The 24352-nt window shown below is 70.4% G+C and carries 24 protein-coding genes; 15 read left to right on the top strand and 9 right to left on the bottom strand.

Features of this window, described 5'->3' with window-relative positions; all coding sequences use genetic code 11:
• The first annotated feature begins 23 nt into the window (after positions 1-23).
• Both OHA25_RS22410 and OHA25_RS22405 read left to right on the top strand, forming a co-directional pair.
• A complete protein-coding gene (locus OHA25_RS22410) occupies positions 24-374 on the top strand; it encodes a MerR family transcriptional regulator (RefSeq protein ID WP_327589449.1) in 351 nt (116 codons plus the stop codon).
• Positions 371-1345, top strand: coding sequence for an aldo/keto reductase (locus tag OHA25_RS22405; protein ID WP_327589448.1), 975 nt, complete (start codon positions 371-373; stop codon positions 1343-1345). Before OHA25_RS22410 ends, OHA25_RS22405 begins: the two co-directional genes overlap by 4 nt.
• Here the strand turns inward: OHA25_RS22405 and OHA25_RS22400 are convergent.
• The gene (locus tag OHA25_RS22400; RefSeq protein ID WP_327589447.1) at positions 1342-2262 is read right to left on the bottom strand and encodes an anti-sigma factor RsbA family regulatory protein; all 921 of its coding nucleotides are present in this window, start codon (positions 2260-2262) and stop codon (positions 1342-1344) included. The genes OHA25_RS22405 and OHA25_RS22400 overlap by 4 nt on opposite strands.
• Positions 2263-2443: 181 nt before the next feature.
• On the opposite strand from OHA25_RS22400, the gene OHA25_RS22395 reads away from it, so the two are divergent.
• The 3 genes from OHA25_RS22395 (at position 2444) to OHA25_RS22385 (ending at position 5122) form a co-directional block, all read left to right on the top strand.
• Entirely contained in the window at positions 2444-2995 is a 552-nt protein-coding gene (locus OHA25_RS22395) for a DUF1707 SHOCT-like domain-containing protein (RefSeq protein WP_327589446.1), read from the top strand.
• Between the two features lie 174 nt (positions 2996-3169).
• Positions 3170-3547 carry a hypothetical protein gene (locus OHA25_RS22390; protein WP_327589445.1) on the top strand — a complete coding sequence of 126 codons (378 nt, stop codon included), beginning with the start codon at positions 3170-3172 and terminating at the stop codon, positions 3545-3547.
• A gap of 105 nt (positions 3548-3652) precedes the next feature.
• Positions 3653-5122, top strand: a complete 1470-nt coding sequence (locus tag OHA25_RS22385; RefSeq protein ID WP_327589444.1) for a DUF2079 domain-containing protein — start codon at positions 3653-3655, stop codon at positions 5120-5122.
• A 24-nt stretch (positions 5123-5146) separates the two neighbouring features.
• Here the strand turns inward: OHA25_RS22385 and OHA25_RS22380 are convergent, their stop codons facing one another.
• Positions 5147-6241, bottom strand: coding sequence for a glycosyltransferase (locus OHA25_RS22380; RefSeq protein ID WP_327589443.1), 1095 nt, complete (start codon positions 6239-6241; stop codon positions 5147-5149).
• A gap of 38 nt (positions 6242-6279) precedes the next feature.
• Here OHA25_RS22380 and OHA25_RS22375 point away from each other — a divergent pair, with 38 nt between their 5' ends.
• From OHA25_RS22375 to OHA25_RS22365, 3 genes are all read left to right on the top strand, one after another.
• Positions 6280-7098 carry a PIG-L deacetylase family protein gene (locus tag OHA25_RS22375; RefSeq protein ID WP_327589442.1) on the top strand — a complete coding sequence of 273 codons (819 nt, stop codon included), beginning with the start codon at positions 6280-6282 and terminating at the stop codon, positions 7096-7098.
• A gap of 50 nt (positions 7099-7148) precedes the next feature.
• Positions 7149-8216, top strand: coding sequence for a lysylphosphatidylglycerol synthase domain-containing protein (locus OHA25_RS22370; RefSeq protein ID WP_327589441.1), 1068 nt, complete (start codon positions 7149-7151; stop codon positions 8214-8216).
• Positions 8217-8294: 78 nt separating this feature from the next.
• A complete protein-coding gene (locus tag OHA25_RS22365; protein ID WP_327589440.1) occupies positions 8295-11690 on the top strand; it encodes a BTAD domain-containing putative transcriptional regulator in 3396 nt (1131 codons plus the stop codon).
• On the opposite strand, the gene OHA25_RS22360 is transcribed toward OHA25_RS22365, so the two are convergent.
• Positions 11659-12165, bottom strand: a complete 507-nt coding sequence (locus OHA25_RS22360) for a hypothetical protein (RefSeq protein ID WP_327589439.1) — start codon at positions 12163-12165, stop codon at positions 11659-11661. The two genes, OHA25_RS22365 and OHA25_RS22360, sit on opposite strands and share 32 nt — an antisense overlap.
• Positions 12166-12328: 163 nt before the next feature.
• Between OHA25_RS22360 and OHA25_RS22355 the strand changes: the two genes are divergently transcribed.
• Positions 12329-12823, top strand: a complete 495-nt coding sequence (locus tag OHA25_RS22355) for a DedA family protein (RefSeq protein ID WP_327589438.1) — start codon at positions 12329-12331, stop codon at positions 12821-12823.
• Here OHA25_RS22355 and OHA25_RS22350 read toward each other — a convergent pair.
• Positions 12818-13009, bottom strand: a complete 192-nt coding sequence (locus tag OHA25_RS22350; protein WP_327589437.1) for a YegP family protein — start codon at positions 13007-13009, stop codon at positions 12818-12820. The genes OHA25_RS22355 and OHA25_RS22350 overlap by 6 nt on opposite strands.
• 104 nt (positions 13010-13113) lie before the next feature.
• Here OHA25_RS22350 and OHA25_RS22345 point away from each other — a divergent pair, with 104 nt between their 5' ends.
• Positions 13114-13950, top strand: coding sequence for a D-alanyl-D-alanine carboxypeptidase family protein (locus tag OHA25_RS22345; protein WP_327589436.1), 837 nt, complete (start codon positions 13114-13116; stop codon positions 13948-13950).
• 27 nt (positions 13951-13977) lie between these two features.
• Here OHA25_RS22345 and OHA25_RS22340 read toward each other — a convergent pair whose 3' ends face one another.
• Positions 13978-14556, bottom strand: coding sequence for a hypothetical protein (locus tag OHA25_RS22340; protein ID WP_327589435.1), 579 nt, complete (start codon positions 14554-14556; stop codon positions 13978-13980).
• A 55-nt stretch (positions 14557-14611) separates the two neighbouring features.
• A complete protein-coding gene (locus OHA25_RS22335; protein WP_327589434.1) occupies positions 14612-14791 on the bottom strand; it encodes a hypothetical protein in 180 nt (59 codons plus the stop codon).
• Positions 14792-14865: 74 nt separating this feature from the next.
• Between OHA25_RS22335 and OHA25_RS22330 the strand changes: the two genes are divergently transcribed.
• Both OHA25_RS22330 and OHA25_RS22325 read left to right on the top strand, forming a co-directional pair.
• Positions 14866-15918 carry a LacI family DNA-binding transcriptional regulator gene (locus OHA25_RS22330; RefSeq protein WP_327589433.1) on the top strand — a complete coding sequence of 351 codons (1053 nt, stop codon included), beginning with the start codon at positions 14866-14868 and terminating at the stop codon, positions 15916-15918.
• Between the two features lie 121 nt (positions 15919-16039).
• Positions 16040-16321 (top strand): hypothetical protein, encoded by a 282-nt coding sequence (locus tag OHA25_RS22325; RefSeq protein WP_327589432.1) that lies wholly within the window; start codon positions 16040-16042, stop codon positions 16319-16321.
• Between the two features lie 14 nt (positions 16322-16335).
• Here OHA25_RS22325 and OHA25_RS22320 read toward each other — a convergent pair whose 3' ends face one another.
• The 3 genes from OHA25_RS22320 to OHA25_RS22310 form a co-directional block, all read right to left on the bottom strand.
• The gene (locus OHA25_RS22320) at positions 16336-17931 is read right to left on the bottom strand and encodes a sulfatase family protein (RefSeq protein WP_327589431.1); all 1596 of its coding nucleotides are present in this window, start codon (positions 17929-17931) and stop codon (positions 16336-16338) included.
• A gap of 146 nt (positions 17932-18077) precedes the next feature.
• Positions 18078-18887 carry a TrmH family RNA methyltransferase gene (locus OHA25_RS22315; RefSeq protein ID WP_327589430.1) on the bottom strand — a complete coding sequence of 270 codons (810 nt, stop codon included), beginning with the start codon at positions 18885-18887 and terminating at the stop codon, positions 18078-18080.
• A 29-nt stretch (positions 18888-18916) separates the two neighbouring features.
• Positions 18917-19687 (bottom strand): DUF4184 family protein, encoded by a 771-nt coding sequence (locus OHA25_RS22310; RefSeq protein WP_327589429.1) that lies wholly within the window; start codon positions 19685-19687, stop codon positions 18917-18919.
• Between the two features lie 173 nt (positions 19688-19860).
• Between OHA25_RS22310 and OHA25_RS22305 the strand changes: the two genes are divergently transcribed.
• From OHA25_RS22305 to OHA25_RS22295, 3 genes are all read left to right on the top strand, one after another.
• Positions 19861-20499 carry a hypothetical protein gene (locus tag OHA25_RS22305; protein ID WP_327589428.1) on the top strand — a complete coding sequence of 213 codons (639 nt, stop codon included), beginning with the start codon at positions 19861-19863 and terminating at the stop codon, positions 20497-20499.
• Between the two features lie 211 nt (positions 20500-20710).
• Positions 20711-22492, top strand: coding sequence for a substrate-binding domain-containing protein (locus OHA25_RS22300; RefSeq protein ID WP_327589427.1), 1782 nt, complete (start codon positions 20711-20713; stop codon positions 22490-22492).
• Between the two features lie 106 nt (positions 22493-22598).
• Positions 22599-24149, top strand: a complete 1551-nt coding sequence (locus OHA25_RS22295; RefSeq protein WP_327589426.1) for an RNA polymerase sigma factor — start codon at positions 22599-22601, stop codon at positions 24147-24149.
• The last annotated feature ends 203 nt before the right edge of the window (positions 24150-24352 follow it).

Raw genomic sequence — 24352 nt, 5'->3', positions numbered from 1 at the left:
GCTCGAAGGGTGACCCTGGAGACATGACGATCCAGGAGGCCGCGCAGCGGTCGGGCCTGAGCGCTCACACGCTGCGCTATTACGAGCGTATCGGGCTCATCCACTCCGTCGGCCGCAACGGCAGCGGCCACCGCGACTACGCGGAGGAGGACCTCCAGTGGCTGGAGTTCCTCACCAAGCTGCGCACCACCGGCATGCCGATCGCCGACATGTGCCGGTACGCGGAGTTGCGCCGTATGGGCGCGCACACCGCCGACGAGCGCAGGGAGATGCTGGAGCTCCACCGGGAGCGCGTGAGGACCAGGATCGCCGAGCTCACCCAGGACCTGAAGGTGCTGGACTACAAGATCGACCTCTACAAGGAGCTGGTATGAACACCCGAACGCTTGGAACAGGCGGTCCTCAGGTCTCCGCGCTCGGCCTCGGTTGCATGGGCATGTCCGAGTTCTACGGTCAGGCCGACGAGGCGGAGTCGATGGCCGTCATCCACCGCGCGCTGGACTTGGGCATCAATTTCCTGGACACGGCCGACATGTACGGCAGGGGAGCCAACGAGGAGCTGGTCGGCCGGGCGATCAAGGGCCGCCGGGACGAGGTGGTGCTGGCCACCAAGTTCGGTGTCAAGCGCGAGGGCGACAGCCGTTCGATCGAGAACAGCCCGGAGTACATCAGAGCCGCCTGCGACGCCTCGCTGCGGCGGCTGGGCGTGGACCACATCGACCTCTACTACATGCATCGCCGCAACCCCGACGTGCCGGTTGAGGACTCGGTCGGCGCCATGGCGGAGCTGGTGCGGCAGGGCAAGGTGGGGCACCTGGGCCTGTCGGAGGTGAGCGCCGAGACGCTGCGCAAGGCGGCCTCCGTCCACCCGATCGCGGCGCTGCAGAGCGAATACTCCCTGTTCACCAGGGGTCTGGAGGCGGAGATCCTGCCCGCGGCCAGGGAGGTGGGGACGGCGCTGGTGGCGTACTCGCCGATCAGCCGCGGCCTGCTGACCGGCGCGCTGCCGCGCTCGGAAGAGCTGCCCGCGGACGACTTCCGGCGCCACATGCCGCGCAACCTGGGCGAGAACGCCGAGCACAACGCCAAGCTCGTGGCTGAGGTGACGAGGATCGCCGAGGCGGTCGGCGTCACCGCGGCGCAGCTCTCGCTGGCCTGGCTGCTGGCCCAGGGCGAGGACATTGTGCCGATCCCGGGCACCAAGCGGCCGAAGTATCTGGAGGAGAACGCGGCGGCGGCCGGCATCACGCTGACGCCGGAGCAGCTCGGCGAGCTCGCCGCGGCCGTGCCCGCGGACGCCGTACGCGGCACCCGGTATCCGAGCATGGCGGAGGTCGAGCGTTAAGGCGCGTCGAAGTAGGCGCGGACGGTGGTCGCGCCGGCCCGGGTGTGCACGCGTACGAGATCGCTGAGCAGGTTGACGATGAGCAGGCCGCGCGAGCCCGAGTGGCGCGGATCGACCGGCCTGCGCCCGGCCAGCGGGTCGGTGATGTGTCCAGCGTCGCTGACCTCGCACACCAGCCGGCCCTCCGCCGCCCAGACCCTGATCGTGCCGGCGCCGCCGCCGTGGTCGAGGCTATTGGCGCCCAGCTCGGCCGCGGCCAGCCGGATGTCGTCGAGCCGGTCGCCGGTGAAGCCCATCATGGCGGCCTGCCCCGCGGCCAGCGCACGCGCGGCCGACAGGTTGGTGCGGTCGAACCGCAGCGACCGGCACTCCTTCGGCTCCTCCAGCGGCCGGTTGTGCCCCTCGACCACCAGATCGGGGGCGTAGTCGTCGCTGCGCCACTCGCCCGAGACGTCCCGCAGCACGGGATGGGTGCGCGCGGCGTCGCGGATGACCTCCGGGTCCAGGCGCACGGTGTCGTACGGGCACAGGATGGTCAGGTCACGGCCCGCGAACGACAGGTTGATCAGCGCCTCGTGCTGGGCGCAGGCGGGATATTCCGTCTCGCTGCGCCCCGGCCAGATCGGCTCGCCGATGATCCGCACGTGCCGGTCGCGGTGCCGGTCGGCGAAGTCACGCAGCACGGCCGGGATGATCCGCCCCGGATTGCGTCCGGCCACGGTCATGTCGAGCAGCTGCACCGCACTGGCGTCGGGGCCCAGCTCGGCCTCGATCATGGCCAGATTCCCGCCGGGGACGGCGACCGCGACCGGCTCGCCCGCCGCCAGCCCTTCCCGCACGAAAGCCGTGATCGCAGCCACATACTCCCGGTCGCTCCGATAGAAGAGCGCTGGGTGTGAGAATGGTTCGGCCGACATCAGCGTTCACGCTACCCAACGATGATGAGTTCATGGCACTCCGTTGGGTAGGTCATGCGACGTGAAGAGAGCCCAGGTCATCCGCCGTCCCCGTCCTCCACGCCGGCTGCCTCCCCTCGATCTGCGCACCCCTTCCGGCCGTATGCTCCCGTTCTGAACGTGGTGAATCTATGCTCAGGACATGTCGGAATTGCAGATGCGGGTCTCCGACGACGACCGTGAGCGCACGACACGCCGCTTGCAACAGGCGTTCACCGAGGGCCGTCTTACCCAGCTGGAGCTCGAGGACCGGCTCGAGGTTGCCCTGACCGCGCGGACGTACGGCGACCTACTGGGCCTGATCACCGATCTTCCGGACGAGCAGTCGCAGGTCGACGACGTGATCGACCTGGAGTCCAAGAACGGCAACCTCAAACGCTCGGGTGACTGGGCGGTCCCGCGGCGGCTTCGGGTGTCGTCCAAGTACGGCAGCGTCGAACTCGACTTCTCCGAGGCGGTCATCGCCCATCCAGTCGTGGACGTCGAGCTGGACCTCACCTACGGATCCGCGAAGATCATCCTGCCCGAGGGCGGGGTGGCGAGCGTGGACGCCTTCCGCAGCGACTACGGCTACCCGAAGAGCACCGTGCCGAGCCGCCCGCGCCCCGGCTCCCTCTACGTGGTGGTCACCGGCAGGTCGAAGTACGGCGGGCTCGTCGTGCGTTATCCGCGGAAGCGCTGGTTCGCCCACTGACGGAACACGTGGACCGCGCCGCCTCCCCCTGCCCGAACCGGGGGAAATCGTCCGGGTCCTCCCCCATGGCTTTACATCGGCTTGATACCAATGGTGTTACTGGGGTGCAAGTGGGGATTAAGTGCGGGCCCATAATGTTCCCTTCGTTCGCTAAACCTACGAAGGGCACTGGAAATGACACCCCCTCGCCGTCGCCTGGCCGTCGCGGCCACGACGCTGACTCTTGCCGTCCTGACCATGACGGGCTGTGGTGCTCTGGGCCAGGCCGTTGACTGCAACACCGCGGCCAACGAGGCCACCAAGATCATGACCGACTGGAGCTCGGAGGTCAGCAAGAACGCCACCGACACCAAGGCCGTCGGGGACGCCTCCAAGACGGCTGCGGACAAGACCAAGGAGCTCGCCGGCAAGTACGACGGCGACGTCGCCGCCGCGCTGAACGACCTCGCCGCCGGCTTCGAGACCATGGAGAAGGGCGACCTGAACGGCGTCACCGAGTTCACCGGCAAGATGAACGGGTTCGCGCAGAAGATCACCGCGGCCTGCTCCTGACCATGGGGCCCGCGGTCGCCGCTCCGCCTGTGGGGGGCAGGTCGGCGCGGCGGCCGCGCTTCTAGGCGGCCACATTCATGTGGATTCGTTCTAGTCTTGTCGCCCGTGACGGGTGACACGCTCGTGGCGCGCGCGGGGGCCGCCGCCGCCACGGCCTCAAGGACCATCCGGCTTTCCGGCCACCGCCTGCGAGTGGGCGCGATCGCGCTCCTCGCCGCGGTGGCCTATGCCGTGCTGGGGCTGGTCAAGCTGGCGTCCTTCAAGGCCAGCACGTTCGACCTGGTGATCATGGACCAGACGGTGCGCAACTACGCCGCCTTCCGGCCTCCGCACGTCCCGGTGCTCGGCATGTTCCACGGGCGCGGCATGGACTATCTCCAGCTCGCCGACCACTTCTCCCCCGTCTACGCGCTGCTCGCGCCGTTCTACTGGATCCACGACGGGCCGGAGACCCTGATCGTGGCGCAGGCGGTGCTGTTCGCGGCCGCGATCCCGTTCCTGTGGCGCTACACCAGGCGCGTGCTGGGTGTGGCGCCCGCTTATCTCGTCTCCGCGGCGTACGCGCTGTCATGGCCGGTGTCGCAGGCGGTCGCGTTCGACGTGCACGAGGTCATGTTCGTGCCCCTGCTCACCGCGATCATGATCGAGCGCTACCACGCCGGGCGCATGCTGCCGGCGTTCCTGGCGATGGTGGGGCTTCTCCTCGTCAAAGAGGACATGGGGCTCATGGTGGCCGGCTTCGGGCTGTGCCTGATCGTCATGGGCGAACGATGGCGGGGCGCGCTGTGCGCGGTGTTCGGCATCGGGGCCATGCTGCTCGTGCGCGGCCTGGTGACCTCGGTCTTCGGCGGCAACGCCCGGGACTTCTGGGCCTACGGGCACCTCGGGAGCGATCTTCCCGGTGCGGCCCTGGGGATCATGCGTGATCCGCTCGCCGCGCTGCTGCTGCCCTTCAGCGATGAGGCCAAGGTCGACACGCTGTTCTTGCTCGCGTGGCCGACGCTGATGTTGTGCCTGCTCTCGCCGCTGTCGCTGGCGGCGCTGCCGCACGTGCTCGAACGGTTGTTGTCCGACCGCGTCCAGTGGTGGCAGGCCGACTTCCAATACAGCGCGTTCACCGTGGTGATCCTGTTCTGCGCGGGCGTGGACGGGCTGGCCAGGCTGCTGCGGTGGTACGAACGCTCCGGCGACACCGCGCTGAAGCTGGTCTGGTCCGCGGGAGTCTGCGTGGTCGCGCTCACGCTGGTCCCCAAGTTCGCCTTCGACCAGCTCTACCATCCGGCCTTCTACAAGGGCGACCCCAAGGCGGCCGCCGCCGCCGAGGCGGTGAGCAAGGTGCCCTCGGGCGTCACCGTCGAGGCCGTCAACGCGGTCGGACCGGCGCTGACCTCGCGCGCCACCGTCCTGCTGTGGTCACCCACCCCGCGCGGCGCGCCCTGGGTGGTGGCCGACACGTCCCGCTGGGAGTTCCCCTTCGGCTCGCTCAACGATCAGCTCGCCAAGGTCAACGAGCTGCAGGGGCAGGGGTACGTGAAGGTCTTCGAGCGCGACGGGTACGTGGTCCTGCGCCGCTGACTGCCGACACGCGCTCGACCATGCCTAACGCGCGGCGCGCGCCTGCTGATAGGCCTGGTCGAAGCCCTCCAGCACCGTCGGCCACGAGCCGGCGGCGGGTGGAGTGGACCGGTTGTGCGCGGCGATGGACTCGCGCAGCCCGGCATCGGCGCACAACCGGGCCACCGCACGGGACAGGTCGCCGAGGGTGCGCCCGAGCAGACCCTCGACGCCGTCCTTGACGAAGTCGGCGACCCCGCTCTGCGTCCTGGCCACCACCGGCACCCCCGCCGCGCGGGCCTCCAGCGCCGCGATGCCGAACGACTCGCGCGGGGCAGGCGCCACGAAGACGTCGGCCGACTCCAGGACCTTGGCGATCTGCTCCCTGGTGTAGCGGCCCGGCAGGGACACCCAGTCGCCCATGCCGTGCCTGGCCAGGAAACGCTCCATCTGCCCGCGAGCGGGCCCGTCGCCGACGATCGTGACCCGCATGGGGATCCGGGCGGGCACCCGGGCGCGCGCGGCCTGCAGGATCCTGAGGAGGCGTACGGGTTGCTTGCGCGGCGCCAGCCGGCCCACCGCCACGACGTGCACCTCCGCGCGCCGGTCCGCGCGCTCCCGCGCGCCGGGGGGCGGTGCCCAGCCGGACAGGTCGAGACCGTTGGAGACCACGCGCACCGGCACGCCGGGCCCGGCCACCGCGCGGATGGGCGCCGCGGCGGCGTTGCTGACCGTGGTGGCCACCAGGCCCCAGCGCTGCCAGCCGAACGCCAGCCGCAGCAGCCGGTAGATCAGGCGCGTGCCCGGATCCCACATGCTGTGCACGGTCACCACGCACGGCGTCCCCGCCCGCGCCGCGGCCCGCACGCCCATCCAGGCGAACGGCGAGACCGCCCCCGTGTGCACGTGCACGACGTCGGGACGCGAGGAGGTGATCCACCGTGTGAGATGCCCCACGCCGAACGGGTGCACGGGCAGGTCGAACGGCATCCTGGCCACGATCCTGCGCACGCCGGGCAGCGCCTCGCCCTTGGTCGCCGTGGCCACCGCCACCTCGTGGCCGGCCGCCTGCTGCATGCGTACGAGATCGGCCACCTGGACCTCGATCCCCCCGAGTCGCGGCAGGTAACAGTCACTCACGTGAAAGATCCGCACCCCTCCCAGACTAATCTGGGCGTGTGCCTCCACGTACCGCTGTGTTCTTCCATGCCCACCCCGACGACGAGGCCCTGCTGACGGCGGGCACCATGGCGATGCTCGCGGCCGAGGGGCACCGCGTGGTGCTCGTGGTGGCCACCGCGGGCGAGCGCGGCCTGGCCGAGATCGAGCCGGGTGAGACGCTGGGCGAGACCAGGATGAAGGAGCTCTACGAGTCGGCCGCGGTGCTGGGCTGCGCCCGCGTCGAGTGCCTCGGCTACGGCGACTCGGGGCTGAGCCCCAAGGGCGGACGAGCGGACGAGCGGCCGGACAACGCCTTCATCGACGCCGACAGCGAGGAGGCGGCCAAGGCGCTGGCCGCGATCCTGCAGGAGGAACGGGCCGACCTGCTGGCGATCTACGATCCGGCCGGCGGTTACGGGCATCCCGACCACGTGCAGGTGCACCGGGTGGGCAAGCGGGCCGCGCAGATCGCCGGCACGGAGATCGTCCTGGAGGCGACGGTCAACCGGGACCCGCTGGTGCGGCTGCTGAAGCTGGCCAGGCGGTTCTACACCTTCCCTCCGGAGTTCGACGTGCGGACGTTCGAGAGCGCGTACTCGCCCGCCGAGACCATCACCCACTGGGTGAATGTCCGGAAATATACGAAGCAGAAGCGGGCCTCCATGGCCGCGCACACCTCCCAGGCCAGCGGCGGCGACAGCGACCGCACACTCGCCGTCCTGCTGAAGGTCCCGCGCCCCCTCTACCGCTTCGTCTTCGGCACCGAGTGGTACGTTCGCCGCGGGCTTCCCGAGGGGACCCGGCTGCGTCATCCTTTCGAGAAGTGGCCTAAGTAGCACTTCCGGAGGAAGAGACCGCCGGCCCTGACCCGGCAGACTGGACTCCGATGAAGAACAAGTGGCTGCAGATCGCCCTGTCCGTGCTGTCGCTCGGGCTGGCCGTGCTGCTCGTGGTCTATTTGCCGCAGATCGTGCGCGCCCTCACCGGCAAGCCGGTCTCCTGGGCGGAGATCGGCGCGGTCTTCGGCACGCTCGGCGCGGGCGAGATCGCGCTGATGGCCGCGTTGTGGCTGCTCAGCCTGCTGGCCTACACGTTCGTGCTGACCAATTCGCTGCCCGGGCTCAACAACCTGCAAGGTCTGACACTCAACGCGGCCGGCAGCGCGGTGAGCAACCTGCTGCCGTTCGGCGGGGCGGTGGGGGTCGCTCTGTCGTTCGCGATGACCAGGGGATGGGGTTTCCCCAACCGCTCGATCGTGGTCATGACGCTGGTCAGCGGCATCTGGAACACGTTGTTCAGATTCATCCTGCCGGCCATCGGGATCATCGCGCTGCTGATCGCGGGCGAGGCGCCCAACGCGACGGTCGCCAACGCGGGCTGGACGGGCGCGATCTCCATCCTGGCGTTGTGCATGATCGTGGCCGCCGCACTCTATTGGCAGCGCGCCGCGGACATGCTGGGCCGGGCGCTCGACGGCCTCACCCGGGTGCTGCGGCTGAGGATCGACGCCTCCCAGGCGTTCCACCGGCTGCGTGCCGACACCGCCGGGGTGGTCAGGACCCGGTGGCCCGGCCTGTCGCTGGGCATGGTGTTCTTCCTCGGCTTCCAGTGGTCGATCATGGTGGCCTGCATGCACGCCACCGGCGCCTGGCCGGGACTGGCCCAGTCGATCGCGGTCTTCGCCCTGTCACGGGTGCTCACCAGCGCCGTGATCACGCCCAGCGGGGCCGGGATCATGGAGAGCGGCGTGGTGATTTTGCTCACCACCGCGTTCGCCGTTCCCGCGGCTCCGGCCACCGCGACCGCATTGCTTTTCGGCTTCTGGACATACACTATCGAGATCCCGTTCGGCGGCCTGGCACTGGGCGCATGGGCACTGCTGCGCAGGCGCAACGGCCGGAACGCCGGCACGGGGTCCCCGTCCGCGATCTCGAAGTCGAAGGCCCCCCAGTGACAATCCCAAACCCCTCAGGTGTTTATCAATCACGGGCCTTGTGCGTGATTCATAGGCCCGCATAGCGTGGCGGCTGACATGGTGGCGTTCCGAGTTCTGGGGCCAGTCGAGGCGTACGAACACGACGACGAACTCGACCTCGGCGGGTTGCGGCAGCGGGCCGTCCTCGCCCGACTCCTCGTGGCCAGGGGTCAGGTCGTGCCGGTTGACACGCTTCTTTACGATCTGTGGGACGACGACGCGGCCAAGGGCGCGCAGTCGGGCCTGCAGGTCTACATCTCGCGCTTGCGCCGGGTGCTGGAGCCCGGTCGCCCGCGCGGCGGGCCCAACCGGTTACTGGTGACGGTCGCGTCCGGCTATGCCTTGCGCGTGGCCTCCGACCAGGTTGACGCGCTCAGGTTCGAGCAGCTCGTCCGCGCGGCGGGCGAGCACCTGGAGGAGGGCGATCCGCAGTCGGCCCGCGGCCGCCTGGAGAAGGCGCTGGGCCTGTGGCGCGGGACCCCCTACTCCGACTTCGCCGACCAGCAGTGGGCCGAGGCGGAGGTCAACCGGCTGACCGAGCTGCGCCTGGTGGCGCGCGAGCGGCACGCCGACACCGGGCTGCGGCTGGGCATGCACGCCGAGACCGTGCCCGACCTGGAGGCGCTCACCACGGAGCATCCGCTGCGCGAGGAGGGCTGGCGGCTGCTGGCGCTCGGGCTCTACCGCTGCGGCCGGCAGGGCGACGCCCTCGCCGCCCTGCGCAGGGCCAGGAACATCCTGGCCGACGAGCTCGGCATCGACCCGGGCCCCGCGCTGCGCAAGCTGGAGTCCGACATCCTGGCTCAGTCGCCGGAGCTGGAGCTGGCCGTGCCCGCGCGGCCCTCGCGGCCGGCGCCGGCGACCACCGACACCTGGCCGCCCCGTCCCACCTCGCCCGTGGAGCCGCCGCCGCTGGAGCCCGAGCCGTTCGTGGGCCGCGACGCCGAGCTGACCAGGCTGACCACGGCGGCCTCGCGGACGGGCAGGTTCCAGGTCGCGATCGTGACCGGGGTCGCGGGCGCGGGCAAGACCACGCTGCTGCGCCAGCTGGAGGGCAAGCTGGCCGGTGACGGCTGGATCACCTCCTCCGGCGCCTGCCCCGACTCCAGCGCCACCCCGCCGGGGTGGGCGTGGGTGGAGATCCTGCGCACGCTCGTCGGCATGACCGGCGCGGGCGAATACCAGCAGCTGCTGGCGCCGCTGCTGGACGACGCCGTGCCCGATCCCGACGAGGACGAGGTGTCCGGCGGGTTCCGGCTGCATCGCGCGGTCGGCGGCTATCTGGCCGGGGTCGCCCGGCGGGCGCCGGTGCTGGTGACGCTCGAGGACCTGCACTGGGCCGACGACCAGACACTGGCGTTGCTGCGGGCGCTGCCGAGCCTGCTGGCCACCAGCCGCGTGCTGCTCGTGGTGACGTGCCGGGAGAGCGAGCTGGACGACCGCCAGTCCGACGTGCTGGCCGCGCTGGCCCGGCTCGGGCCGCTCCGGGTGGGTCTGTCGGGACTCGACCCGAAGGCCGTGGCCGAGCTGGTCAGGGCGACGTGCGTACGCGAGATCGACGAGGACGCGGTCGAGTCCATCGTCGAGCGCACCGGCGGCAACCCGTTCTTCGTCCGCGAGACCGTGCGCCTGCTGGACGCCGAGGGCGCGGCCGACCGGGCCAGCGCCACAGAGGTGCTCTCCAAGGTGCCGTCCGGCGTACGTGACGTGCTGCGGCGGCGCATCTCGCAGCTGCCGTCCGGAGCCCAGCAGATCCTGCTGCAGGCCGCCGTGATCGGCCGGGACGTCGATCTCGACGTGCTGATCGCCGTGGCCGGCGACGAGGACGCGGTGATCGAGGCGGTCGAGGCGGCCCTGCTGGCCGGGCTGGTCACCGAGCCGGGGCCTGGGCTGCTCAGGTTCGACCACGACCTGGTGCGCGACACCATCTACTCCGACGCCTCCAGGCTGCGCCGCACCCGGCTGCACGCGGCCGTGGCCGGCGTGATCGAGCAGCGCACGGCGTCCGACGTGGCCGCGCTGGCGCACCACTACTACCTGGCCGACGCGGCGGAGAAGGCGGTCCACTACGCGGGCCTGGCCGCCGAGCAGGCCGAGCGGCGCTTCGCGCACCGTGAGGCGGCCACGCTGTGGGAGCAGGCCATCGCCGCGTTCGACCGGTCCCGCAACGACGAATCGGGCGAGCAGACGCCGGAACGCGCAAAGGAGCGCCTGCGGCTCATGCTGCGCCAGATCAGGGCGCTGGCGTTGTGCGGCGACATGCACGCAGCACGGTTGCTGCGCCGCCAGGCCATGGACGCCGCGCTGCCGCTGGGCGACCTGGAGATCACCGCGAAGGTGGCGGCGTCGCTGGCCGTGCCGCACAAGGGCATGGCGCGCGACTTCACCCGCACCGCGTGGGAGATCGTGGACGTCACCGAGCGGGCGCTCATCGAACTGCCCGCGGGCGAGCAGCGACTGCGGGCGAGCCTGCTGACCACGCTCGCGCTGGAGCTGGAGGGCTCCTCCTCGCCGGAGCGCGGGCGGCAGGCGTCGCTGGAGGCGCTGGAGCTGGCCCGGCAGAGCGGCGACCCCGCGCTGATCGCGGCCGCGCTGAGCGGGCGGCTACGGCAGTCTTACGACATCCCGGCCGTGGACACGCGGGAGAGCATCGGCAGGGAGCTGCTGGAGGTCGCGCAGCGTTCGGGACAAATGGCCACACAGGCGCTGGCGCACCTGGTGTTACTGGAGTGCGCGGCGGCCAGGGGCGAGTTCACCGCGGCCGACGAGCACGCGGCCGCCGCCGACCGGCTGGCCAGACAGTACGACCTGCCGGCCCCGGCCGCGGTCGTGGTCTGGTACGGCGGCATGCGGCTCATGATCGCCGGCGACTACGCGGGCGCCGAGCGGGCCTACCGGGAGGCGGCCAGGATGACCGCGCGGGCGGGCATGCTCGAAGGCCGCCAGGACCTGCCGCTGATCACGATGTTCTGCCTGCACCTGGTGGACGGTCGGGCCGCGGAGATCGTCGACCTGCTGGCCGAGAAACATCACAGCGGCGCCAAGTGGACGCTCGACGCCTACGCGCTGGCCCTGGCCTCGGCCGGGCACGTCAACGACGCCAAGGCCGTGGCCGCCACGCGTCCGCCGGTGCGCCCCGACTTCCTCTACGAGCTGGCGATGACCTGGCGGGCGCTGGCCGGCATGCTGCTGGACGACCGGGAGCGGATGGTCGACTGCTACGACAAGCTCAAGCCGTTCGCCGACCGGGTGGCGGGTGCGGGCACGGGCGTGGTGGCGCTGTGGCCGGTGGCGCTGACACTCGGCGACCTGGCCATCCGCCTGGGGCAGCCGGACGCGGCACACGACCACTACCTGAAGGCCCTGGAAGTGGCCGAGCGGGTGGGCGTGCCGCGCTGGGTGGAGGCGGCGCAGCGGTCGGTCAGCAGCTCGCCTGGAAACGGTCGCTCGTGACGGTCTTGGCGCCCTCGACGGCCAGCTCGACGCGATACCAGCCGGGGTTGCGGGTGATCTGGGGCCGCCACTCGACGGTCCGGGCGGCGCCCACGAAGCCGTCGTGGTCGACCAGGTAGGTGCGCCAGGTCTTGGTGGCGGGGCTCCAGCGGGCCAGCCGCCAGCCGTACGTCACGCCCTCGGAGGGGTCGGGGTTGAGCAGCACGCTGCGGGCGACGTAGGACTTGGCGCACCCGGTCCCGCCGTCGGCCAGGACGCTCACGGTGACCTTGCCGGCCTGGGCGGGCAACTGCTCGGTGATGGGCGCCTCCCGGGCCGACAGGGTGACGGTCCTGACGGGCTCGGGAGTGGAGCTGGCGCTACTGTAGGCGGAGAAGCCGACGTACGCGCTGGTGAAAGCAAGGGCGGCCACGAACAGCTTGGCCGCGTTCGCGGTGCCACTGGCCAGGACGGCTGCGCTTCTCGTCGTCGACATCGTCAACACCCCTTTTTGGCTCACCCCTAGAGTGGGGCGGAGGGGTTGAGTGCTGGTTGTCGGCTGGTTGCACCTTTTGCGGGCGGCTTGCAAGCCGGTGTGGCCATCACTTGCACCTTGAACTAAGGTAAGGCTGACCTAAGGCTTCAGGAAGGGCGGGCCGATGGACGATTTCGCCAGGCCGTTCTGGCTGGGCCTGCCATACTGGCTGGTGGGCGCCATCCTGATCCTCGCCCTGTTCGGCGCGTTCCAGGTCTACTACTGGGTCGGCCGCAAGCTGGGCGACAAGCTCTACGACTCGCGCATCGGCGTCAAGGTGGGCCGTGAGCGGATCGAGAAGGTCGAGCGGGTCGTCGAGAAGTGGGGGGCGCTGGCCGTCTACGGGTGCTTCTGGGTGCCCATGCTGCGGCACACGCTTCCGTGGGTGGCGGGCGCGCTGCGGGTGTCCTATCCCTGGTATGTGGTCGCCAGCGCGCTGGGCTGCCTGACCTGGGCGCCCCTGTGGTGGTTCGGCCTCTGGGGCTGGCTCCAGCTGGCCGCGCGCTCGCCTGTCACGGCGGCGGTCGTCGCCGTGGTGGCCGTCGCGGGCATGGCCCTGCTCATGGTGCGGCGCAGGAGGAGGCGACGCGCCGCGGACGAGACGCTCCTGGTGTCATAGCTCCTTCCCGCTCTGGTCCTCGATGACGGCGTCCACGGCGTTCCTGCGTACCGTCTCGATGCCGTTCACGCAGGCGACCTTGGTCGGATAGCCCTCCCCCACCGCCAGCGTCTGCCCGTTGTTCGCGACGAGCGCGAAGCGGAAGCCGCCCTGCCCGTCCTCGCTGATCACGAACCTGCCCGCCACGGTCGCCCCTCCTCCTCGATCTAAGATTCGTTTACCCATGCCTGATGGGGCCTTATGGCGCTACTTCGCAAACGAACCGTTGATCTCCTGCCAACATGTTTGGCATGCGTATTGCGGGATTGATCAGCTGTGCCGTACTCGCGGTGGTTATGGGGGTCTCCTCCCCCGCCACCGCGGCCGACGCGCCGAGCGTGATGGCCTCGTCGGCGTACGTCGTCGACTCGACGGGAACGGTCCACTTCGGCAAGCGGGAGACACGGCGGGTCCCGGTGGCCAGCCTGGTCAAGGTCATGACGGCATACGTCGTGCTGCGCGAGGCCCGGCTGAGCGACACGATCACGATCACCGCGACCGACGTGAAGTACGCCGCCCACGGCGGCGCCACCACGGCGGGACTGAAGAAGGGCGAGACCCTCACGGTCAGGGACCTGCTGTACGGGCTCATGCTGCCCTCAGGAGCGGACGCGGCCAACGCCCTGGCCCGCCGCTACGGCCCGGGCAAGACGGCCTTCGTCGCCAAGATGAACGACACCGCCCGCGCCCTGGGGCTGACCGGCACCCGCTACACCAATGCCGACGGCATGCCCACACCGGCCAACGGCGGCTACTCGACGGCGATCGACCAGGCCAAGCTGGCCCAGCACGCGCTGGCGAGCAGCACGTTCAGGACCGTGGTCGGCAAGAAGGCGCACATGGTGGGCAAGACCGCGCTGCACCGGGCGCACACGTGGCGCAACTCCAACAAGCTGCTGTCACGGGCGGACGGGGTGCTGGGTGTGAAGACCGGATACACGAACGCGGCCGGATATTGCCTGTTGTTCGCGGGCGAGCGCGCCGGCCGGCAGGTGGTGGGCGTGCTGCTGAACGACGCGAACGAGCGCCGCTTCACCACGGCCGAGCAGCTGCTCGACTATGCCGAGGAGCAGATCGTCGAAGGCTAGCCAGGAGGGGGGCGGAGAGGGACGGTGCTAGCCGAAGGTCATGTGGCCCGCGCCGTTGAGGCGCTCCAGACCTTGGGCGGCGCAGCCGAGCAGGCCCGTGTCGGGCGCGATGCCGCCGCGCGTCCGCGCACCCCCGAGCGGCCCCGATGTGACGGCCCCGGTGAGCAGGGTGTCGGCCGGGCGCTGGGTGGCCAGAGAGTCCCCCCGGCCGCGCAGGCTCGAGGTGCCGACGGGGCGGCCGTCCCCGCCGAACCAGGTGATGACCGCGCGACCCCGGACGCGGCGCGCGCTCGTGCACGAGAGCACGCCGTCGGCCTTCAACGCGACCCAGCCGGAGCGCAGTCCGGTCGCCGAGCCGTCCGGCGACGTGCAGCCCGTGAGCTGGAGGTGGCCGCGGACCGCGGCGCGCCGGGGCGCGAGCCCGACCCACGGGTCGAAGACCAGCGGCCGGCCGGGCGGCGTGGCGACGGCGCAGATCAGGGCGGCCGGCGAGGTCGCGGCCGGACTTCGCGGACCACCGGCCACGGGCGGACTCAGCGCGTGTGCCACGTCGGCGGTCAGCGGGCCGGCCGCGGCCGCGACTGCGATGATCCAGGTCATTTTCACGGACCCCTCCCTGGGTAAATCTGTCTAGGTAATCGGCCCGTCACATTCTGCAGCATCACGCCGTGCGGCACACCGGATCCAGGCGGTCGGCCGTCCACCTGAGCGAGTGCGCCAGCCGTACGCGAACGCGGCTCCGGTCCCGATGCGGCCTGCGCGGCGCACCCGGCAGCGCCGCACTCAGCGACTCCCGATATCCCATCGCGGTCTGATGCGCGAGGACGTGCATGGCATCCATAGATCTCCTCCTTAATCAATTAAGACCTTAATTGATTAAGAGCAGCATCACAAGGTCTTCGGTACGGTGGGACGATGGCCAGGGTCACACTCCAGACGATCGCCGACCGGCTCGGCGTGTCCCGGGCCACCGTGTCGTACGCCTTCTCCCGCCCCGACCAGCTCAGCGAAGGGCTACGGCAGCGGATCATGGAGGTGGCCGACGAGCTCGGCTACGCGGGGCCCAATCCGACGGCACGGTCCTTGCGGCTCGGCCGGGCGGGAGCGCTCGGACTGATCTTCAGCGAGACGCTGGCGTACGCGTTCGCCGACCCCTACGCGATCGGGTTCTTCCAAGGGCTGGCCACGGCCGCCGAGGACGCGGGAGTGGGGCTGCTCATCCTGCCGCTGCCGCACGGCGACCGGCGCAGCGAGACCGTGCGCGACGCGGTGGTGGACGCCTTCTGCGTCGTGTCGCTGCCGGACGGGCATCCCGCGCTGGCGGAGGTGCTGGCCAGGAAGTTGCCGGTGGTGATCGTGGACGAGCCCTACGTGCCCGGCCACCCGTTCGTCGGCATCGACGAGCCCGCGGCGGGCGCGGCGGCTGCGCGGCACCTGCTGGAGCTGGGTCATCGGCGGATCGGGGTGGCCATGGTGGGGCTCAACGACGACGGCTTCACCGGCTGGGCCGACCCGGCGCGGCAGGAAGGCGCGGTGTTCGAGGCCATGCGGCGGCGGCGCGGCGGCTACCAGAGCGCGTGCGAGGAGGCCGGGCTGACGTGGGCGGGGGTGCCGTTCTACGAGGTGGCGCGCAACTCGCGTGAGGCGGGGAGGAAGGCGGGGCACGCGTTGCTCGGCCGCTCTCCGCGCCCCACCGCCGTCCTGACCAACACCGACGTGCTGGCGCTGGGCGTGCTGGACGCCGCGGCCGACCTGGGGATCGGGGTGCCCGGGGAGCTTTCGGTGGTGGGGTTCTCCGACAGCGCCGCCGAGGAGGCCGGGCTCACCACGATCAGGCAGGCGAAGCAGGAGATCGGCGAGACCGCGGGGCGGCTGCTGTTGTCGGGGGGCGCGGCCGAGCCCGAGCGGCTGCTCTTCCCCCACGAGCTCGTCGTCCGCTCCTCGACCGCCCCGTCCCCTGAGCGTTAGGCGCCTCCTGGCGGGTTTGGGGCGCGATCTGCCCCTGTTCCATGACACATCCCATGGGGTACGGTTCAGTCGCTCATGCGAGTGGCGTCGGAATTTCAGGCCCTTTGAGAGGGAATGTGCCATGGCGGAGTTCATCGAGGTCCGCGCGACGATCGAAGGCCGCACGAAAGCGGCCGTGGTGGCGCACGGCATCCTGCGTGCGGGCCTGGCGACGTCCATCGACATCGACGAGGTGCCCCACCCGTCCGCGAACGCCTGGCAACTCACCCTCATCACGACGGACCAGCACGCGCCGACCCTCGAACAGCACATCAGAGGAAGCGGCGAGAACGGCCCGATCGTCAGCCGGCCGGTGAGCCACGACCTCGACGGTTACCCCGCCTGGCTCACCGACCAGCCTTGAAAGTCCTGCAGTCCTTACGGCTCGCGTAGGTGCGCGGCGTCCCAGCAGTTCGTCCTGCCCGGCTTGCCGCAGCTCTCCAGGTCGTCGAGAGCCTGCGCGAGGCCGGCCGTCCTGGGGTTGCCCGGGTCGTTGGACTCCTGATGAGGATCGGTGACGGTGTTGTAGTACTCGGGTTTCGGATCACCTTCGTACTCGACATAGAGCTCTCCGGCGGTGCGCACGGCGCCGTACGTGGGCGGCGTGGCGTTCCCCACCTTGCGCCAGTCCGCGTCGGGGTCGAAGCCTGGCGTGGCCGGCTCCGGCTTGACGTGCTCGATCAGCGCCGCGTTGCGCCAGTCCCGCACCGGGCGGCCCTGGATGAGGGGCAGCAGGCTGCGCCCGTCGCGGCTGTCACGCAGCGCCGGATCGATGCCGGCCATGTCGAGGAAGGTCGCGAACAGGTCCACGTTCTGGGCGATGGCGCCGGTCACGAGATCGCCCTGCCGTCCCGCGGCCGGGCGCTTGACCAGCAGCGGCACCCGGACGTCGTGGTCATAGGCGGTGGACTTGTTGCGGAGCAGGCGATGCTGGCCCAGGTGGAAACCGTTGTCGCTGGTGAACACCACGTACGTGTTCCGCCGCTCGCGCTCGGTCAACGTCGACAGCACGCGCTCGACCATGTCGTCGATCGACTGCACCATGCGGATCCGGTTGCGGAAGTCGGTGCGCAGCTCCTTGATGAGCTCCGGCCCGATCGGCTCCCGCCGTACCCACGAGGGCTTGTCCGCGGTGTCCTCGTTGAACGCGGGCAGCGTGGTCACATCGATGTCGGCGCAGTCGACGCCGCCGCAGTCCCCGTGGGGGAACTCGCCGGCGGGCCACTTGTTCTTCGGCCGGTCACGCCGCGCGGGCGGGAAACGCGGCTCTTTGTCACCCGGCTTGACGTCGACCCTGGCGTGTGGCGAGAACGGCGAGACCTGGAGGAAGAACGGCTCGTCGGGCGCGTACCGGCGGGAGCGCTCGATGAACCCGACCGCCCGCTTGCCGAGCTCGTCCACCAGATAGGTGCCGTCGGACGGGTCACGGGGCCTGGCGCCGGGCGTCTGCTCCTTGATGTAGCGGGTGAGCTGGTACCTGTACTCGTTGTAGCCGCCGGCTCCCGCGACATGCCACTCGTCCCAACCGGCCGGCACCTTGTAGCCGTCGCCCGCCGGATACTCGTTGACGTACTTGCCCAGGTAGCCGGTGCGGTAGCCGGCCTGGTGCAGCGCGGTGGCATAGGTGCGGCCCTCGTGCGGCGCGAACGCCCGGTAGCCGCCCCTGTCGTAGCCCTCGTTGGTGCGCACGCCGGTGTTGTGCGGGAACTGACCGGTGAACATCGTGGCCCGCGACGGACAGCAGAGCGAGTCGGCCACGTAATAACCGCTGAACGTGGTGCCGCCCTTGGCCAGGCCCTTGACGGCGTCCATGTACTGGAGCAGCTCGGCCGACAGGTCGTCGACCAGGAAGAAGATGATGTTCGGCCGCTCGGGCTTGGCGACGACGCTCGCGGCGTTCGCCTGGCCGGCGGTGGTCAGAACCAGGACGACGGCCAACACCATCGCCCAGGCTCGCAGGATTTTCGCGCGCATGGACATGACAGCCCTTTACGGAGGGAGGGAGCTCAGGGCTGCAATGTACGCTAATGTCCGACATCACGACTAATCGACCGATTTATCCCATAATTAGGGAAAGGTCGGCAGGGCTGATCGCGGAGCGGGAGCGCGAACGCTTCAGGTCACGTGGCTCGCATCAACCCGTGGCAGGCGATCGCGGCGGCGGCCACCACGTTCAGTGAGTCCACGCCGGCGGCCATCGCCGTCGCGCTCATCGGGATGCACACCGCCTGATCGGCTTCCTCCAGCCAGTGGGACGACAGCCCATCCCCTTCGGCGCCGAGCAGCAGCGCCACGCGATCCGCCAGGACGACCTCGTCCATCGGAATGGCGGCCTGATCCGGGGTCAGGGCGAGGGTCTGGTAGCCCGCCTCCCGCAACCGGGCGAGCCCGTCGAACCAGTCGTCCATCCGCGCGTACGGGATCGAGAACACCGCCCCCATCGAGACCTTCACCGCCCGCCGATAGAACGGATCCGCGCACCGGGGCGACAGGATGATCCCGTCCACTCCCAGCGCGGCGGCCGATCTGAAGATCGCGCCGACGTTCGAGTGGTCGACCAGGTCCTCCAGCACCAGCAGTCGCCGCGTCCCGCCCTTGAGCAGAGTGTCGACCGAGGGCAGCGGGAGCCGCTCCATGGAGGCGAGGGCGCCGCGGTGGACCTGGAAACCGGCGATCCCCGACATGATCTCGTCGCTCACCACGTAGACGAGGGCGTCGCCGAGCACGTCGGACAGCGAGGGCAGCCAGCGGCGCGTGGTCAGCACGGAGCGGATCGGGTAGCCGGCGCCGATGGCACGCCTGATCACCTTCTCGCCCTCGGCGAGGAAGAGGCCGCGCTCGGCCTCCAGGCTCTTGCGCAGCTCCACGTCCCGCAGACGGGTGTAGTCGGATAGGCGCGGGTCGTCGGCGTCGGTTACGTACTCCAGCACGCTCCCGATACTGCCAGCCGGTGAGGCGCTCACGTGCCTTCGGCCACCGTCATGCGCTGCCTGACCTGCCACACCATGGCGTAGCAGGTGAGGACCGCGCACAGGCCGATCACCGTGCCCGCGCCGACCTTGGTGATCAGGCCGGGCAGGCCGAACACCGGGTTGGGCTCGTCCACCAGGGGCCAGAGGAGCGCGCCGGCGATGGCCCCCGCCGCGCCGGCCGCCAGGACGGTCCAGCGCGTGCGCGAGGAGATCCGCAACCGGTCCGGCACGGGCGCCGCCGCCATCCTCGACAGTTCCCGCCACCCCCACCACACCACCACGGCCAGCCCGATCGCCGACGACGTGTACTGCAGGAGGCGGAACAGCCTGATCACCCCGAAGACCGACACGGACAACCACGGACCCCACTCCGCCGGGCCGGTGGAATGGGTGAAGGAGTCCCACGCGACGTGAGTCGCCGCGCCGAGCACGGCGCCCGCGGCGATGGGGAGCGGCCGTAGCCGGTCCGGGGCCAAGAGCGCGGCGCGGCCGGCCAGCGACGGCGGGAGCAAGGAGACCAGCGGGTCCCTGAAGATCCAGTGGAACAGCGGCACCAGCATCAGCACCGCGGCCAGGTCGATGGTGACGACGCCGAGCCAGGAGTGCCAGTTGGTGTAGTCAGGCAGGAAAGGGAGGAAGATCGGCAGGTCCGGGACCATCGCTCCCATCGCCAACGCCCATGGATCGGCGAATCTGCGTACCCGTGATGACATGATCAACGGCACCACCGCGGCGATGTGACTGGGCGTGAACGGCACAGACCTGCCCTCCCCCGAAGAGTCGTGAAGAGTCCCGAATCGTCCCCAACGATCAGCGCTCATTATGTGCGGAACTGGACCATCCCTTTGCCTGCGTCTGCCAAGATAACGGTCCGTGATGGGTAAGTAACAGTTCGCTGTCGACGGCCGGATAGCCGGGAGTTCGGGGGTTCATGGTGCCTGATCAGCGGATTCATGAGCATCCGGCCGCGTCAGCCGATTGGCTCCGCGCGGCCCGCACGGCCCGCTGGCTGTCCATCGCCACGCTCGCCTGGCTGGGTGTCGAAAGCACGCTCGGCCTGGCGGCGGGCTTGGCCGCGCACTCGGTGGCGCTGATCGGATGGGCACTGTCCGCACTGGTGGAGGCGGCGGCCAGTTTGATCGTGCTGTGGCGGTTCACAGGGGCGCGCACCCTGTCGCCGGGCGCGGAGAGCACCGCCAGGAAGGCGATCGCGCTGAGCTTCTGGCTGCTCGCGCCCTACCTTGTCATACACGTGGCCTACGACCTGGGCGAGGGTTACCGGGCCACGCCGAGCGTGCTGGGCATCGTGGTGACGGCGTGCAGCCTGGTCGGGATGCCGGCGCTGGGCATCATCAAGCGGCGACTGGGCCGCCGGCTGGCCTCCGCGGCCACGTCGGGCGAGGGCATGCAGAATCTGATCTGCGGGGCGATGGCGGCCGGCGTCCTGATCGGGCTGTGGCTCAACACCCTGGGCTGGTGGTGGGTGGATCCGGCCGTGGCGCTCATGCTGGCGGCGGTCGCGGTACGGGAGGGAAAGCGGGCCTGGCGCGGCCACGTCTGCTCGCACTGAACATCCGTCCAGGCCATGGACCACCACCGGCAACCCCCGTATATTGCGAGCAATTCGGTCACAGTTGCCACCAGCGACGGCCACAGAGCGTAATTGCCGCACCAAAAGGGCTGTTTTGCACCACTGACCGCACCGAGTATCGTTCCCGGAGTATTGCGGAGCATCTCCCGCTAGGGTCTCCGGAAGGTCTCAACACACCTAAGAGGACATCGTGGGGCGACACCGCACAGACGAGCTCGACGGCGGATACGGCGGCGGATACCGAGCCAGCGAACCCCCCTCCCGCAGGCGCCGCAGCAGCCGGGGCCGCGTTCTCGTGCCGTTGGCCGGCGCCGTGGCGCTGGCCGTGCTCCTCGGTGTGGCCGCGTTCGTCATCTTCAACCGCGACCACGACTGCTCGGGCGGCAAGCTCGCGCTGCGCGTCGTCGCCACTCCCGACATCGAGCCGTCGCTCAGCAAGATCGCGAATAACTACAACAAGGCCATGCACTCGATCGACGGCAAGTGCGTGGACGTGACGGTGGCCAAGGAGGCGGCGGCCAGGACGGCCAACGCGCTGGCCGCGGGCAAGGCCACCGCCGACTTCTGGGTGGCGGACTCCAGCCTGCTCTTGGAGAGCATGCGCAGGACCCCGGCGGGCAAGGCGCTGCCCGAGCCCGAGGTCTCGATCGCCACCTCCCCCGTCGTGCTGGCGGCGGCCAAGTCGGCCGCGGCGAAGTTGTCCAGCGCCCTCAAGCCGAGCTGGTCCAGCATGATCGCAGCGGCGAACGTGGCGAACGTGGACGGCCCGGGCAAGCAGGTCCGCGTGCTCGCCCTCGACCCGCAGAAGAACTCCGCGGGCCTGGCCGCGCTGGTGGCCGCGGCGGGCACGGCCAAGGAGGCCGGGCAGGACAAGGCGCTGGTGGGCGCGCTGAAGGAACTGTCGGGCCAGCTCGCGTCCGACTCGACGGCGCTGCTGGCCAGCCTCACCGTGAAGTCCGGCAGCAAGGTGCCCGTGGGCGTGGCCTCCGAGCAGGCCATCTACGCGCACAACACGAAGAAGCCGGAAGCCCCGGTGGTGGCCCTCTATCCGGAGGAGGGCACGCTCAGCCTCGACTACCCGGTCACGATCCTCACCAAGGATCCGGCCACGCAGAAGGCTGCGGCGGACTTCAAGCAGGAGCTGTCCACGGATCCGGCCAAGAAGGTCCTGCGTGACGCCGGTTTCCGCAGCGCGGACGGCAAGGCGGGCGACGTGCTGACGAAGGACAAGGGGTTCACCCCGGAGACGCCGCAGGCGCTGCCGGCTCCCGACGGAGCGACCGTGGCGCGGATGGTGCAGACCTGGTCCAGGCTGAACCTGGGCTCACGCCTGCTCACCCTGCTCGACGTCTCGGGCACGATGGCGCTGCCGGTGCCGGGCACGGGCATGACCCGGATGCAGGCCATCGGCAAGATCGCCACTGAGGGTCTCGGCCTGTTCCCCGCCGACTCCGAGCTGGGCGTGTGGACGTTCTCCACACATCTGGACGGCCGCGGCAAGGACTGGAAGGAGATCGTCTCCCTCGGGCCGCTCACCGAGAGCATCAACGGCACGCTCCGCAAGGACCTGATGGTCAAGCAGCTCAGCACGATCCAGGCCAAGGCGACGGGCGACACGGGGCTGAACGACACGCTCAAGGCCGCGTACACGGAGATGACCGAGACGTACCAGCAGGACAAGATCAACACGCTCTTGATCCTCACGGACGGCGCGGGCAACGACGACCCCGACGGCGGGATCAAGAATCCGGCGATCCTGCAGTTCCTGAAGGACACCTACGACCCCAAGCGCCCGGTCAGCATCATCATCATCGCCTTCGGCCCGGACGCCGCGCCCGGCAAGCAGCGGATGGACGCGCTGGCCAAGGCGACCGGCGGCGAGGCGTACATCGCCAAGAACATCCTGCAGGTCCGCGACTTCTTCCTGCAGGGCATGGAGCGCCGCCTCTGCTCCCCGAACTGCGACGGCTGAGTTCACCTCTCATGCCCAATGGGCATGAGGGGCGAACCTGGACAAACTAGGCCGCGTCCTCTCCGCGTGGGGCTTGAGTGCCCGTCGTACCTGCGGGGAGGGATCCGTGCCTGGATGGCCGACCGTCGATCGCGCCGGTGATCAGGAGCTCGTGGAGGCTCTGCGGCGCGCGGACGCCGACGCTCCCGCCAAGCTCTTCGACTCCTACGCAGAGCGGCTGTACGACTACGCCTTCTCCCTGGCCGGGGACCGGGATCTGGCGACGGACGCCGTGCACGACGCCCTCGTCACCGCGCAGGGGTGCGTGGAGCGGCTGAGGGAGCCGGGCCGGCTGCGGGCCTGGCTGTACGCGTTGGCCAGATTCCAGGTGCGGGCCAGGATGGCGCACCGGAGCACCCCCACACAAGAGCTTCCCGACCTGGAGGAGCAGGCGGATCCGGAGCTCGCCGACCTGGTTCACGAGACGCTGGGCGAGCTCGGCGAGAGCGAGCGGGAGGTCCTGGAGCTGTCGCTGCGCCACGGCCTGACCCCGTCCGAGGCCGGTGCGGTGCTGGCGCTGACCTCGCGGCAGGCGGCCGCCAAGCTGGGCCGGGCCCGCGGCCATCTGGAGATCGCCGCGGCGGCCGTGGTGCTGGCCAGGACGGGCCGGGCGCACTGCCCCGACCTGTCGGCGATGGTCGACTCGTGGGAGGGGCCGCTCACCCCGCTGCTGCGGCGGCGGTTGTCGGGGCACATCGGCGGCTGCGAGGTGTGCACCGAGGGCCGGCATCGGCAGGTCTCGGCCGGGCGGCTCCTGGACATGGTGCCGGTCGCGTTCCCGCCGATCTCCCTGCGCCGCCGGGTGATCGACACGTGTCTCAGTCCTGAGCGCGGTCAGACCCGCACGCTGATCATGGATCGCGGGGACAGCTTCGACCGGGCCGGGTTCCCGGTGCCGGCCGAGCGCCGCTCGCGCCGGCGCCGGCCGCGCAGGCTCGCGCCGGTGGTGCTGGCGGGCGTGTGCGTGCTGGCCGCGACCGGCGCCATGGTCGTGATCAGCGGCGGGAAGGCGTCGAACCCCACCGCGCTGCAGTTCTCCCCCACCCTGCCCGCCGAGGAGAGTCCGACGCCGGAGGCCGTGCCCGAGCAGGATGACCTGACTCCCTCACCGAAGCCGACGCCGACCCCGACCCCGACCTCGAGCACCGGCCCGTCGGACGGGCCCACGCCGAGCGGGCGGCCGGCCGCCGCGCGGCCGAGCACGAGGCCCGCGGCCGCACCCACAGCCACCCGCCGCAGGCCCGCGCCCGGCGCCAGGCTCGGCGTCTCGTGTCCCGGGGGGATCGACGGGGCGGCCAAGATCGGGCTCAGCGCCCGCAACGCCTCGGTGTCCTGGGTGGCGACCGCCTCTCAGGGCCTGGACGTGTTCCCGGCGAGCGGGTCGATCAAGACCGGCGGCTCGGTGATGATCTGGGTGACGGTGATCGACCCGAACGAGGCCGGCACGGGCCGGGTCACGTTCACTTCGAACGGCGGCACCGGGACCTGCTCGCTCTCCTGGGACGGCCGGGAGCCCCAGGCGTCCGACCCCCCGAGCGACGAGCCGACGCCCACTCCTGAGCCGACCGAATCACCCACGGGGCTCGAGACGTCCTCAGTGGAGACCATGGCAGGGTAAAGCTCGCGTAACGTCACAGTAGACTCATATTTAGACGACAATCGGGGATATATCGGACCCCGACTCGAAGATCCTAGGCTACATAGGGCATCCTGGTGTGCTTGGGGCCGCGTCGGCGTCCGGAGACTGCTTGACCGTGTGTTTAACCTCACACAAGAAATCTCTGCCTGCCGGTAAACCGAAGCGCGTCGCCAAGCGTCGGC

Source organism: Nonomuraea sp. NBC_00507, from assembly GCF_036013525.1.
Taxonomy (GTDB): Bacteria; Actinomycetota; Actinomycetes; order Streptosporangiales; family Streptosporangiaceae; genus Nonomuraea.
This window is presented reverse-complemented; position numbering and strand designations above follow the sequence as displayed.